The 12,791-nt window shown below is 55.1% G+C and carries 12 protein-coding genes and 1 pseudogene; 9 read left to right on the top strand and 4 right to left on the bottom strand.

Features of this window, described 5'->3' with window-relative positions:
* Positions 1-72 precede the first annotated feature (72 nt).
* The 5 genes and pseudogenes from ACR0JW_RS12460 to ACR0JW_RS12480 all read left to right on the top strand — a co-directional run.
* The gene (locus ACR0JW_RS12460) at positions 73-2,358 is read left to right on the top strand and encodes an adenosylcobalamin-dependent ribonucleoside-diphosphate reductase (RefSeq protein ID WP_170681042.1); all 2,286 of its coding nucleotides are present in this window, start codon (positions 73-75) and stop codon (positions 2,356-2,358) included.
* A gap of 320 nt (positions 2,359-2,678) precedes the next feature.
* Positions 2,679-2,957, top strand: a complete 279-nt coding sequence (locus ACR0JW_RS12465) for a hypothetical protein (protein WP_480714008.1) — start codon at positions 2,679-2,681, stop codon at positions 2,955-2,957.
* Between the two features lie 69 nt (positions 2,958-3,026).
* Complete coding sequence (locus tag ACR0JW_RS12470; protein ID WP_170681038.1) at positions 3,027-3,932, top strand: TniQ family protein; 906 nt, start codon at positions 3,027-3,029, stop codon at positions 3,930-3,932.
* A gap of 51 nt (positions 3,933-3,983) precedes the next feature.
* Entirely contained in the window at positions 3,984-4,910 is a 927-nt protein-coding gene (locus ACR0JW_RS12475) for a hypothetical protein (RefSeq protein ID WP_170681036.1), read from the top strand.
* Positions 4,911-5,183: 273 nt separating this feature from the next.
* Positions 5,184-5,435: pseudogene (locus ACR0JW_RS12480) on the top strand (sensor histidine kinase); the annotation flags it as partial.
* A gap of 184 nt (positions 5,436-5,619) precedes the next feature.
* Here the strand turns inward: ACR0JW_RS12480 and ACR0JW_RS12485 are convergent.
* Complete coding sequence (locus ACR0JW_RS12485) at positions 5,620-6,465, bottom strand: LysR family transcriptional regulator (protein ID WP_170825063.1); 846 nt, start codon at positions 6,463-6,465, stop codon at positions 5,620-5,622.
* A gap of 86 nt (positions 6,466-6,551) precedes the next feature.
* On the opposite strand from ACR0JW_RS12485, the gene ACR0JW_RS12490 reads away from it, so the two are divergent.
* The 3 genes from ACR0JW_RS12490 to ACR0JW_RS12500 all read left to right on the top strand — a co-directional run bounded on the left by ACR0JW_RS12490 (position 6,552) and on the right by ACR0JW_RS12500 (position 8,981).
* Positions 6,552-7,019, top strand: coding sequence for a cytochrome c (locus ACR0JW_RS12490; RefSeq protein ID WP_170681032.1), 468 nt, complete (start codon positions 6,552-6,554; stop codon positions 7,017-7,019).
* Between the two features lie 13 nt (positions 7,020-7,032).
* On the top strand, positions 7,033-7,941 hold the full coding sequence (locus ACR0JW_RS12495; RefSeq protein WP_170681030.1) for a c-type cytochrome: 909 nt from the start codon (positions 7,033-7,035) through the stop codon (positions 7,939-7,941).
* Between the two features lie 206 nt (positions 7,942-8,147).
* Positions 8,148-8,981 (top strand): hypothetical protein, encoded by an 834-nt coding sequence (locus tag ACR0JW_RS12500; protein ID WP_480714009.1) that lies wholly within the window; start codon positions 8,148-8,150, stop codon positions 8,979-8,981.
* 75 nt (positions 8,982-9,056) lie between these two features.
* Here ACR0JW_RS12500 and ACR0JW_RS12505 read toward each other — a convergent pair whose 3' ends face one another.
* Positions 9,057-9,704, bottom strand: a complete 648-nt coding sequence (locus tag ACR0JW_RS12505; RefSeq protein WP_170681028.1) for a response regulator transcription factor — start codon at positions 9,702-9,704, stop codon at positions 9,057-9,059.
* Complete coding sequence (locus ACR0JW_RS12510) at positions 9,701-11,026, bottom strand: sensor histidine kinase (RefSeq protein ID WP_480714010.1); 1,326 nt, start codon at positions 11,024-11,026, stop codon at positions 9,701-9,703. Before ACR0JW_RS12510 ends, ACR0JW_RS12505 begins: the two co-directional genes overlap by 4 nt.
* Before the next feature lie 434 nt (positions 11,027-11,460).
* On the opposite strand from ACR0JW_RS12510, the gene ACR0JW_RS12515 reads away from it, so the two are divergent.
* Entirely contained in the window at positions 11,461-11,679 is a 219-nt protein-coding gene (locus tag ACR0JW_RS12515) for a GDCCVxC domain-containing (seleno)protein (protein WP_480714011.1), read from the top strand.
* Between the two features lie 69 nt (positions 11,680-11,748).
* On the opposite strand, the gene ACR0JW_RS12520 is transcribed toward ACR0JW_RS12515, so the two are convergent.
* Positions 11,749-12,786 (bottom strand): glutathione S-transferase C-terminal domain-containing protein, encoded by a 1,038-nt coding sequence (locus ACR0JW_RS12520; protein ID WP_170681024.1) that lies wholly within the window; start codon positions 12,784-12,786, stop codon positions 11,749-11,751.
* Positions 12,787-12,791: the final 5 nt, after the last annotated feature.

Consider the following 12,791-nt stretch of genomic DNA (forward strand, 5'->3'; position numbering starts at 1 on the left):
GTCATCAAGGTGTTGTGGCAGGGGCAGGGTTTGGGGTAGTCTGGATACCTCTTTCAGTACAGGGAATCACCAATGAGCCGCTTTGCCGCCCCCATCGCCGAGCAGATCTGGGATATGAAATACCGCTTTAAAAAGGCGGATGGCACGCCCATCGACCAGACGGTCGAGGATTCCTGGCGGCGCATCGCCCGCGATCTGGCGCAGGTCGAAAAGGACCCGGCGCATTGGGAGCAGAAGTTTTTCGAGGCGCTGGAAGATTTCAAATACCTGCCAGCGGGCCGTATCACCGCAGGCGCAGGGACAGCGCGGCGTGTGACCCTGTTCAACTGCTTTGTCATGGGAACGGTTCCTGACAGCATGGGCGGCATTTTCGATATGCTGAAAGAGGCCGCGCTGACGATGCAGCAGGGTGGGGGGATCGGCTATGATTTCTCGACCATCCGACCGCGGGGCGCGGATGTGCACGGGGTCGCAGCGGACGCATCCGGTCCGCTGTCGTTCATGGATGTGTGGGACGCGATGTGCCGAACCATCATGTCCGCCGGATCGCGCCGGGGCGCGATGATGGCAACCATGCGGTGTGACCATCCGGATATCGAGCAGTTCATCACCGCCAAATCCGACCCGGCCCGTCTGCGCATGTTCAACATGTCGGTGCTGGTGACGGATGCCTTCATGGAAGCGGTCAAGGCGGACGGCCCGTGGGAGCTGGTGTTCGGCGACAAGATTTATCACACCGTTCAGGCGCGCGATCTGTGGAACAAGATCATGCAGGCGACCTATGACTATGCCGAACCGGGTGTGATCTTTATCGACCGGATCAACCAGGCCAACAACCTTAGCTACGTGGAAACCATCGCGGCCACGAACCCTTGTGGAGAACAACCGCTGCCGCCCTACGGCGCTTGCCTGCTGGGGTCGATCAACCTGGCGCGACTGGTGGCAGAACCGTTCGAACAAGGTGCCCATCTGGACGAGGCGGCGATGCAGGAACTGGTCGCCACGGCGGTTCGGATGATGGACAATGTGGTCGATGCGTCAAAATTCCCGTTGCCTGAACAAGCCGCCGAAGCACAGGCCAAGCGCCGTATCGGCCTGGGTGTGACCGGGCTGGCGGATGCTTTGCTGATGCTGGGCCTGCGTTATGGCTCGGACGAGGCGGCGCGTCAGACCGAGCGCTGGTTGCACGCAATCGCCCGCGCCGCGTATCTGGCGTCGGTGGGTTTGGCGAAGGAAAAAGGCGCATTCCCCCTGTTCGATGCCGAGAAATACCTGGCCAGCGGCACGATGCAGAAGATGGATGACGATGTGCGCGACGCAATCCGCGAACACGGTATCCGCAACGCTTTGCTGACGTCGATTGCACCGACCGGAACGATTTCCCTGTACGCCGGGAACGTGTCATCCGGGATCGAGCCGGTCTTTGCCTATGCCTACACGCGCAAGGTGTTGCAGAAAGACGGATCGCGAACCGAGGAAGAGGTCGTGGATTACGCCGTGCAGATGTGGCGCGACAAGTTCGGTGACGAGGCGTTGCCGGACTATTTCGTGAACGCACAAACCCTGACACCGCTGGATCATGTGAAGATGCAGGCTGCCGCGCAGAAGTGGATCGACAGCTCGATCTCCAAGACGATCAACTGCCCCGAAGACATCAGCTTTGATGCCTTCAAGGACGTGTACATGCAGGCCTGGGATCAGGGCTGCAAGGGCTGTACCACCTATCGCCCCAACGATGTGACCGGATCGGTTCTGACCGTCTCGGAAAGCTCGGACAAGGCACCCGGCGAAAGCGCCGATGCCCCACACGAAGCCGATGGCGGCGATGTCATTTATATGTCCGAACCGCTGGACCGCCCCCAATCGCTAGAAGGTTCAACATACAAGCTGAAATGGCCGGACAGCGAGCACGCGATCTATCTGACGATCAATGACATCGTGATCGCGGGCCGCCGTCGACCATTCGAGGTGTTCATCAACTCGAAGAACATGGAGCATTACGCCTGGACGCTGGCCCTGACCCGCATGATCTCGGCCGTGTTCCGGCGCGGTGGCGATGTGTCCTTCGTGGTCGAGGAACTGAAAGCGGTGTTCGATCCGCGCGGCGGCGCCTGGGTCAAGGGCAAATACATCCCCTCGATTCTGGCGGCGATCGGCGGTGTCATCGAGCAGCACTTGATCAACATCGGCTTTCTTGAGGGCGAAGGCATGGGCTTGAAGTCCGACCCGCAGGCACAGGTGGTGAACATGGACGCACCACGCGGAAAGGCCTGCCCGTCATGTGGCCAATTCGACATGGTGATGATCGAAGGTTGCATGACATGCCGGAGCTGCGGGCATTCCAAATGTGACGGATGATGCTTGAGGTGCGTTAGTTGTGTGGGTGACCATAAATAGCCCATAGGGTTGATTTTTACGCCCATATGAACGGTCTTTAATGCCCACAGATGCTTAAGACTCTGAAATAAAATAAAAAAGATTCCAGTGGAGTTTTGAGATTGTTCTGTGTTGGGCGACCATCGATAACATTCGCGCTATTGACCAAGACCAGAAAATCTCAAGACTGTGGCCATGGAATCAAACCGTCTCATACGCGTCACACGCAAAAGCTGACCAGAATGTTGTACTTGCCCAGCATAACCGCTCGGGCAGTTCCATGGCTATCGGATACCGAATTGATGAAAAACAAATCGCCTATCGAGGGGTCCCCTCAATACTCCGAATTGAACGCTCGATTCTCCCGTTTTCTGCTGGACTTCCGAAAGGAAAAACTCGCGCAGCAACTTGCCGGAGGAGACAAAAACCGTGACGAGATTACCCGCGGAGACTTTCAATCATTCAAAGCGCGGATGACTGAGGGTTTAGAACTAACCGATTACGATCTAGATCGTATTCACCGCCGAGTATTGTCTGTACTTCCCCGCCCCGAAGCGGGCTCGGTGCTACCAGACGAATGAAGCCGGAATGAGCAGCCTCATCTGACTGGTCCAGTTTGATTGTTAGTGCATTGTTGGCCTCTGATCCATGTGGATGATGGTTTCCGGGGCTGGTGGGCGATAACAATCAAACTGGACCAGTCAGATGAGGCTGCTCAGGCTCAGTGGACCAGTTCAGTTGGGGAGGCTCAGGTCAGCCGGTTCGCCCGTGTTCAATGTGATATGTCTGCGAAAGAGTTTTCTTCTTTTGTGCGTATTCCGCTTCAGGACCTCGCCAGGACCCGAGACAACGCGGTTGAGCAGATGCATCAGCTGTCCGGCATTCCTGCGGAGCGACTTACGCAGGGCGGATACAAACAGCTTGCCTTTCGCTACTACAAACATCGAGATGAAGAGTTACATTCAGAATTCGTTGCGGGCAATCGGGTAAGTTATTGCCCGCAATGCATCTTGAACGACATCTCGGACTGCCCTCAGTCGTTGAGAATGCCGGTTGGGAAGATCAATTGGGCTTTTTCACCTGTGAGAACTTGTCCCGTTCATTCCGTTCCTTTGGTCCGAGAGCCTGGGAGAGGCCGAGGCAATCTCTTTCTGGACTTGGCTGCCCATATGCCAGACGAAGCGCGATTGGCGAAGCTGGCCGAAATTGGGAAACAGAGGCGCGTCTCTGAACTGCAATCTTACCTTGAAGCCAGACTTGAAGGGTGCCCCGGGCCAGAGTGGCTAGACGGGCAGCTGATTGATCTAGCCTCACGTGCATCTGAAATGCTCGGTGCGTGTATCGTATTTGGTCCAAATGCAAATCTTCCAAGTCTATCGCAAGCGGATTGGGACTTGGCCGGGGCGGTTGGTTACGAGTTTACTCGATGTGGCCCTGAAGGCGTTCGAGAAGGGTTTGAAGCGGTGCAGAAGAAGACGCCATGCTCCAAGGTCCAAGCCGGGCCGCAAGGTGTGTTCGGTGTTCTTTATAAGTGGATTCAGTTCAAAAAAAACTGAAAACCGATTGGGCCATTTCGGGAGGTTTTCCGTGAACATATTCTGGAAACCATGCCAATTGGTGCGGGAACGATTCTGTTTGGAGAACTCGTTTTGCAGCGGCGGCGTCATTCTGTAGTGACACTGAGCCAGAAGTTTGGTGTGCCTCCCAGAACTGTTCAAAATGCGCTGATGGTCGCCGATCTGCTGCCTGCGGACTATGACGCGAAACGGGATTTCGGAGCCATTGACGTTGCACGTTCTGAAGACCTTCTCAGGAGGATGCGGCGTTCGGTTTCGATTTCTGAGGTTCCAAAGTATCTAGGCTGCAAACGACCCCAAGTGGCGCAGCTCATCGAAGCTGGGATGCTTAAACCAATCGCGGGCTGTAGAGATGGCCGAAGGAGCATTGCTCAGGGAGTTGACGCCAACGACCTGGACAGTTTTGTGAACCGCTTGCGAAGTTTCGGACAGCCCATTTCTGAACTCTCAGAGGGTGTGTTGGGAATTGCAAATGCGGCTGAAGCCTTGAAAGTGCCCGCTGTCAAGATTGTCGAACTGTTGCTCCAAAGGCAACTAACTCGAGTTGAGCTTCTCGACGAAGAACTGCGTTACCAATCTGTACTTGTTGACGTGGCAGAAGTGGGTGAAAAACTCGGTTGCCAAACTGGTTCTCCCGGGAAATCGATTTCGGATGTCGCGCGAAAGCTTGGCCTTTCTGCCACCTCAGTCGACTTCCTTCTTCGAACTCCACCAGACGGAATGGAACCGGTTCTGACAATTTGCGGACAAACTAGACACATGGGGCAGATGCGTGATCTTGTTAGCCCTGCTAGCGTGGACCGTTTCAAGGTGGACTACCAAAAGATCACCGACGTTGCGACGAGAATGGCAACAACAGTTCCGGAAGCCCGAAGGAAATTGAAATCTCAAGGGATCTTGCCAGTTTGGGAACCCAAAGCGGCGGGAGTGGAGCTCTACAGAACCTCAGAATTCTAGAAGAACAGACAGCTGAAGTAACAGCCGCCCTTCGGGGCGGCTTTTTTGTTGCCCAAATTTTTTTGTGGGCGACAATGAGTTGTCAAGATGGGCGAAGTGGCCGCGGCATAATCAAGGGTGATATTAAATATTAATGAAAATCAATTTGTTATTATTTGGAGCCTGCCGATTATGGGTTATTTATACCCAACGGAACATTAGTAATCAGACCAACTTAATGGGCCAGATCCACTCTTCGCTCACGCCGGCTTTTGTCCCAATACCCCTGACGAGGGACAAATTTCGGTTACACTGCACCGCGATGACAAGGTCGTGAAGCTGACTGTGGCCGATGACGGAAAAGGCCTAGACCCCGACCACAGCGAGGCAGCTTTTGGGCGATTTTCACAACTGGAGCACTCCGAAGGCAGCGGGCTGGGCCTGTCCATCGTTGCCGCCGTCGCACAGCGTCACGGTGGGCAGGTTTCAATCAACAAAGCCGCGCGTGGCGCAAGCCTTACGCTCGAGCTTCCTTGTGTTCCGTAAACTCTGACCGGGTTTCAACGTTGCCCACCCTGCCCATCTAACTGGTCCATTGCATCACCGGACATGGTTCTATCGAGATGATAGTTTCACACACAGGCGCACGTTAGCCCCGCGTAACCGAGGTGGTTCTTTGTATGGCCGTTCTGCCGAATAGATGGCCGCAGTACTTCTTTTCGGCATGATGTCAACGTGCCAGAGCTTTGGGTAACCGTCCAGCCAACGCCCGCTGAACAACGGCAAACCTCGGGGTGTGCGCGATTTCCTCAAGTGTCGCGACCCAGAGCGGAACCTCAAAATCCGGAACTGCATCGTCCGACCTGCGAAGCCGGGCGTCCGCGTCGCCAATGAATGTGGGCAGAAAGGTCTTGCCCACGCCCGAAGCCGCCATCTGCTGGAGGACCAGAAAACTGTCTGCTCCGTTGGTCATTTCGTCAGCATTCACGTGTTCCGCCATCCATTTAGCCGGGAGAGAGCGGCTTAATGCGCCATCAAGCCTCATCCATTTTTGATCTGGGGAACCATCATCATAAACTCCGAACGACAATGTACCCGAGCGTTCCCCAACCAGACCCTCGCCAAGCTGAACCGATGGGCGCACGGCAATGTCTGCAGTCAACCGGGGCAGATCATGGTGGCTGTTTCCACTCAACAAAGTCAGTTCCAAGCCGGGGTAAAGATTTGAAATATCAGTCAGTATTTTTGGCAGCACAAGCTGGCAGAGGCTGTCAGTGGATGCAATGCGCACGCGACCGACAGGGGACCGGTTTGCACCCACAATTGCCCGCTCCACCGAAAGGACCGCGTCTTCAACGCCTTCCATGGCAGAAAGAACTGCTCGGGCCTCGGGGAGCGCGCAATATCCCGACGGGCTTTTCTGAAAGATAGTGCAGCCATTTCGCTGTTCGAACGCGGCCACTCTGCGCAGGACCGTTGCATGTGTGACACCCAAGGCAGACGCCGCTGCATTCAACGATCCGTATTTGGAGACGGCAAGCGCGTATCGGATATCATCCCAATTGTCGTTGTTCATAAATTAACAGGGGACGACGAATAACAAACAATTACAAGAAAATTCGTTCAAGCTAACATTCGGTGTATTGAACAGGGAGAAATACCATGATGAAGAAAATTACGATTGTCGCGGCAGGTCTTTTGTCAGTAGCCGCAATAGGAACAGCCATCGCCCAGGAAAGTCAGAACCCGGCTGTAAAAGCTCGGACCTCAATCATGAAGCTTTATGCCTTTAATCTGGAAACACTCGGCGGAATGATAAAGGGAGAGGTGGAATACGATGCCGAGGCGGCAACTCGGGCTGCCAACAATATTGTCGTTCTGACGCAGATCGATCAATCCGCAATGTGGCCGGCTGGTTCCGACAATGCGTCCGACCCCGCCACCCGTGCCCTGCCCGCCATCTGGGAAAACTTTCCCGACGTCGGAGCCAAAGGGCAAGCGATGGCTGAAGCCGCCGTTGCGATGCAGGCTGCGGCAGGACAAGATGTGGAAGCCGTGAAAGCGGCGATGGGACAATTGGGCGGAGCCTGTACGGCATGTCACAAGGCATACAGAGCGCCAGAAAACTGATGAGGCACTGAAGGTGCGGCGTTTCTTTCGATTGGCCGCTGGTGTCGTCGTTTTGGTCGGGTTGGCCGGTGTTCTGCTGACTCGACCGCAAAGAGTGGATCCGGCGCAACTGAATGATGTCACCGCCGATCTCGCCAGAGGTGAAGCTGTTTTCTATGCAGGCGGGTGTGCGTCCTGCCACTCACCACCAGATGCCACCGGAGAGGAGAAGCTTAAACTCGCCGGAGGGCGTCGGTTTGAAACGGATTTTGGCACATTCATAGCCCCCAATATTTCCAGTGATCGAGAAGCCGGAATTGGCTCATGGTCTGCGCTGGATCTGGCCAACGCCCTGCTTCATGGCACGGGTCCCGAGGGGCAACATTATTACCCGGCTTTTCCTTATACGTCTTACGCCAACATGACCTTGGAGGATGTTGCCTCTCTTCATGCCTTCCTCGGCACCCTGTCAGCTGTCGCCGTGGAACGTAACGCGCATGAGGTCGGCTTTCCATTCAGCATTCGACGAGGGCTGGGGGGATGGAAGCTTTTGTACCTGCAACCAGGCTGGGTGGTTGAAGGCGATCTGACGGACCAACAAGCCCGAGGCCGATATCTGGTCGAAGCGTTGGGACACTGCGCTGAATGCCACACGCCGCGAAATGCCTTCGGTGGTCTGCAACGTGATCTGTGGCTGGCAGGCGCGCCAAACCCAAGCGGCAAGGGTCGCATCCCCGGCCTGACCGCCGACCAGCTTGATTGGTCTGAAGCTGACATAGCGGAATACCTGAGATCCGGTTTCACACCGGACTATGACAGCGCGGGTGGTGAAATGGCGGAAGTCATCGAGAACACATCACAGCTTACAGATGACGACCGTTTGGCGATTGCCGCCTATCTCAAAGCCGTTTCCCTGCCGTCCGTTGCGCCTGTGCCGGAGTAACTGCCGTTCGAGGAAAAGGGTCTTTGGTATCGGGAAACCGCCCCTGTGATGCGCCCCGAAACTAACGGTGGTTCAAAAGGCCACAGGATCTTAGCTAAGACGCTCGGCTTGATATTCGTCAGACCTAAGCCCGATGTGGGAAAGCCTGACCAAGGGTAGCCTGCCTTCAGTATCAAAAATCGCGTCAAACGGCATTGGAGGCGGATATGAAAGCCCAAAAAAAGTTAGGTCAACTTCTAAGCACAGTGGCATTGGCTTCGTTGATTGCAGCGACGCCTTACGTGCCAACGTTTAACGCTGACGGTCGCCTTCAGTTTGAACCGGTCTACGCGTTCGCTAAAAGCGGCAAGGGCAAAGACGGGGATGATCGCGACGATGACCGGGATGACAACTCGGGATCGGGTAATAGCGGCCGTGGGGGTGACCGCGACGATGGTCGCGACGACGACCGGGATGATGATCGCGACAATGACAGGGATGACGATCGAGACGACGACCGGGATGATGATCGTGACGACAATTCAGGATCAGGCAAAGGCGGTCGTGATGATGACGACGACGATGATGACTCAAAGCGCTCCAACAGGGGCAGCGGTAAAAAGGATCGGTCTCAGACCGGTGGCAGACCAACAGGTTCGGCCGGGATAACGAAGGTTGAGACAAATGCGAGCGGCATCGAAGTTCGTTACGCCGACGGAACCAAGGAAGAGATCGAAAACGGCCGCTATGAAAGAAAGAATGCGCAGAACCGAACCGTCGAGGAGCGTCCCGCGACTGGTGCCGACGTCTCACGACTGCGGTCTTTGGCGAACGGCATCTCAATCAACAACGTACGCTCAAGTGGCCAAGGCGGCGCATCTGGCAGCCGCCCCACGAAAATTGAACGCCAAGGCGACAACATCGAAGTGAACTACGCCAATGGGTGGAAAGAAGAGATCGAGTTTGGGCGCTATGAACTGAAAGATCCGTTCAACCGGACTGTTGTTGAAAGAAACGCAACCGCCTCGGATCGCCGCAGATTGCAGGCAATCGCAAATTAACCAAAAGCTCGGGAAGTAGTTCCCCAGGCGGTCTCTCATCCGCAGAGACCGCCTTATTCATCGAAGACACGGCGATTAGTCTCCTCTGTTCCAAGCATCGTGCGCTATCAAAGCGGCCTCCACCCGATTTCTCGCATGAAGTTTGGACAGGATCGCCGTCATGTAGTGCTTCACGGTTTTCTCCTGAAGACCCAGCCCTACGGCGATTTCCCTGTTGCTCAACCCCTTGGCCACATGGCGCAGGATTTCCTCCTCGCGATGCGTGAGATCATTCAGGATGTCTCTGTTTTTGCGGGCACCGTTTTCGCTGTTGATCTTAAGCAGCACGCGTGAAGCCAGACCCGGCGAGACAAACCCATCACCCGCAGCAATGCTGCGCAGAGAAGTTGTCAGCTCGCTCGCTGTCACGCCCTTGACAATGTACCCTATGGCTCCGGCTTCCAGTGCATCCGCAACGTCACTGCTGTTTTCCGAGACCGTCAGGATCGCAATGAAGGGTGGGTTTGTCATTGCCGCAATCTTGCGTGTTGCACTTATCCCGCCTCCCGGCATCGAGAGGTCAAGAATGGCGATGTCTGGCTGATGCGTTCCGACGAGCGCTATCGCCTCTTCCGCACTTGAACCGGCGGCGAGAACCTCGAACCCGTCGGCCTCATCCAAGGTACGCTGCAGGCCGTCCCTGAAAATCGGATGATCATCCGCTATAACGACAGATGTGGTCATAATGCACTCATCTTTCTGGGAAATAATGTCATTGCTATTGTGGTGCCGTTGCCGGGACGCGACGATACACTGAACCTGCCACCGATGCTCTCGACCCGATCTCGCAAGCCCAACAATCCCTGCCCACCATCGTCGCGCAAAACGGTTTCGTCTGAAGTGTCAAACCCGGGTCCGTCATCGCTGACCTGAATGACGATGCGGTCACTTTGCACTTCACTGGTGACCGTGCATCGGGAATCCGGGGCATATCTTGCTGCATTGGAGAGTGTTTCCTGCAAGAACCGAAAAACACACAACTTGTCGGACAGTGACAATTCCGGCGACTGGTGCCCTTGAAACGAAATCTCCGGCCGCAGCGGGCTGTGTTCCGAGTGATCTTCAACGGCCCTCTTCACGACATCAATGAGCGTAAGGTTATCGATGTCCGGAGCCGACAGCCCCCGCGACAATGCACGAATTTCTGCAAGGGACTTCTGCAAGGATTGATGAATTTCTTCGGCCTCTTTGGGCTTGGCAGACCCTTCGGGAAACGCTGCTTCCAATCGAAGGGCGGCCAGAGACAGGTACTGAGCGGGACCATCATGCAGTTCGGCACCAAGCTTCTTGAGAAACCGATCCGTCTGCGTGGCATATCTTTCCGACGCTTCGACGACACGCGACCGCAACTGGGCGTTCTGCTCGGCCATCTGTTCGCTTTCTGCAAGGCGCTTTTCCAGAAGACGCCCCTGTCGCTGAATTGTGTTGTCGCCAATTGCAACAATTGAAAACAACACGATCGTGCTGGCCACAAATGCCGAGCCGACAACCAACCAGCTTGTTATTCTTGCCTTGGCAAGGTCCAGTTCCAGTTGATCAGCCCTTTCGTAGAACTCGGCAACCGCAATGATTTCGCCGGACCAAAGCTCGCGAATGGGGCTGTACACTTCAAGCAAAGGTATCCCAAGGGCCGCTTCGGCGGCGCTTTCGGCATGATCAAGCTCTTCAAAAGAGCCGGAGATTTTTCCGCCCCAAGCTTGCTTCAAGTCGTCGGTCAGGCTGAACCGGCTGCCAATTATCGCAGTGTCCGATGCGTGGGCAATGACACCTCCTTGTTTCCAGAATTTGTAGGAGACAACGCGGTCGCGCATTGGCTGGGTCATGAATATCTCGTCCAGTGCCCGGCTTGCCTGCTCCGAAATTCGGTCGCCGTGCGCCAATTCCTGACTGAGGGGGGAAACGATGCTTTCCATATAAAGCGCGGCAGAGTTGGCGGAGTTCTGGACGACAGCATTCTGAATTCGATTTGACACCCAGACCCCAACTATCGCGGTGGCAGTGCCCATCACGGCAATACTGGCCGCAAGAAAAACTCGCGACAGCGACCAATTGCCAATTGTCAGGTCAGCTATTTTTCCTCTCATTGTGAAATCGACTATGAACTACAATCTCTTACCGCACCACAGACCTTGGTCTTACGTGAACTGGCTAAACCCCGGAACTTGCGTTTTGTCCCGGCTACGAAACATAGGGGCCCTCCAAACGCTTCAATTCTTCAATCTTGCTCGGAATGTCAGCGATTGGAGACTCGGAAGGTTTATGTCTGTTCACCATCGCGACAGCACTGACTTAGATTTAGTTGTACGCATCCCATCGAAACGGGACGTTGGCGCGCCCACAGTGGCGATTTTGAAGAAAAACCGCATCGCTGTGCTGGATTGGGCTATCGTGTTCCACGAAGCCTAAATCAGCGACCTTCTAATCATGAAGATGTGAGACAATGACGAAACAAGCCGTGGTGCTCGACAGTACTCTGACTTGCCCTGAATGTGGGCACGTCGAAACCGAGAAAATGCCAACAGACTCTTGCCAGTGGTTCTATGAATGCAAGTCATGCAAGGCCGTTTTGAAGCCGCTGGAGGGCGATTGTTGTGTTTTCTGCTCTTACGCGACGGTCCCATGTCCGCCAATCCAGTTGGGGGATGACTGCTACAGTTAGTATCGCATATGGGGCGGCAACTCTGGGTCAGTCGATGTTGAAACGTTACATGCGCGCCCAAAACAAAGGTCACTTCGCTTGGCGGTGGTCCGCCAGTTCCGGATGTTTGTAGGCCTCGGGGTATGTCATTGGTTTCGTGGGGCCAAGGGGTACAACACCATTCCAGCTTCGACCAAAATACCCTTGGCGGCAGTGTTCAATTGAACCGCTGTTTTCCACGCCCGGCACGGAATGCGCCCGGCAAAGCCAGCGCCATAGGTTCGGGTAGTCAAGGATCTTGGCACCGTTGAGCTTCATACGCAGGTAATAGACCGGGTCGTGTCGATACAGCGTCGGAAACAGGCGAAGGTCTGCTTCGGTGAAATGATCGCCCATCAGAAACATGCGACCGTCGCTGGCAAGGCGTGTGTCAAGCTGTGACAGAGTGTCAAAATAGGCGGTGAAAGCCGCCGCATATACGCTTTGATCAGACGAAAATCCGGCTTTATAGGCACCGTTGTTGATATTGACGTAAACCAGCTCGTTCAGCTCGTCGATTTCTGTCCGAATGGCCGGATCATCCGGGTAAAGAACCGGCCGCGCATCGTTACCGTGCGGACTGCCCAGTTCGACCGCATTGCGATCCAGCATGCGAATGATCTCGGCGCTTTCGTTATTGACGATGCGTTTTGACTTTTTATCGTACAAGATTGGAACCGATTTTTCTTCAGAACTTTCTGCCCGATATATGTCGCGCACCAGTCTGAAACCTTGGCCAGTGCCGGTTTCGGCGGTGCATTCCGGAAGTGTTGTTCCAGTCAGCGAAGCCACGAGGTCAGGTGCGAATTGCCAGTGGTTCGGGCCTTCAGGGTCTTCTTCGTCTGTTCGGTTGGGAAACACCACATCCATCGAAATACCGCCCTGCAGCCCCAACACGTTGCGGGCCAGTGTAACCCGGTGGCACCATGGACAGTTGAGCGCGACAAACAGGTGATACCTACCCGGTTCTGCGGAAGAATCAGTGTCGCCGATGGCATGTCGGAAACCGCTTACGCCGCGCACGAATTCCCCTCGGGCGCGGCGTAGCTCGGCATTTGACTGGTCTTTCTGTTTTGAACGGTCCGTCATTGGTC

Source organism: Ruegeria sp. BG6 (assembly GCF_056538465.1).

Bases quoted from the DNA above. Each gene is read 5' to 3' on its own strand.
- ACR0JW_RS12460 (WP_170681042.1), top strand. From the start codon at position 73: ATGAGCCGCTTTGCCGCCCCCATCGCCGAGCAGATCTGGGATATGAAA.
- ACR0JW_RS12465 (WP_480714008.1), top strand. From the start codon at position 2,679: ATGAAAAACAAATCGCCTATCGAGGGGTCCCCTCAATACTCCGAATTG.
- ACR0JW_RS12475 (WP_170681036.1), top strand. From the start codon at position 3,984: ATGCCAATTGGTGCGGGAACGATTCTGTTTGGAGAACTCGTTTTGCAG.
- ACR0JW_RS12485 (WP_170825063.1), bottom strand. From the start codon at position 6,465: ATGAACAACGACAATTGGGATGATATCCGATACGCGCTTGCCGTCTCC.
- ACR0JW_RS12490 (WP_170681032.1), top strand. From the start codon at position 6,552: ATGATGAAGAAAATTACGATTGTCGCGGCAGGTCTTTTGTCAGTAGCC.
- ACR0JW_RS12500 (WP_480714009.1), top strand. From the start codon at position 8,148: ATGAAAGCCCAAAAAAAGTTAGGTCAACTTCTAAGCACAGTGGCATTG.
- ACR0JW_RS12505 (WP_170681028.1), bottom strand. From the start codon at position 9,704: ATGACCACATCTGTCGTTATAGCGGATGATCATCCGATTTTCAGGGAC.
- ACR0JW_RS12510 (WP_480714010.1), bottom strand. From the start codon at position 11,026: ATGGGCACTGCCACCGCGATAGTTGGGGTCTGGGTGTCAAATCGAATT.
- ACR0JW_RS12515 (WP_480714011.1), top strand. From the start codon at position 11,461: ATGACGAAACAAGCCGTGGTGCTCGACAGTACTCTGACTTGCCCTGAA.
- ACR0JW_RS12520 (WP_170681024.1), bottom strand. From the start codon at position 12,786: ATGACGGACCGTTCAAAACAGAAAGACCAGTCAAATGCCGAGCTACGC.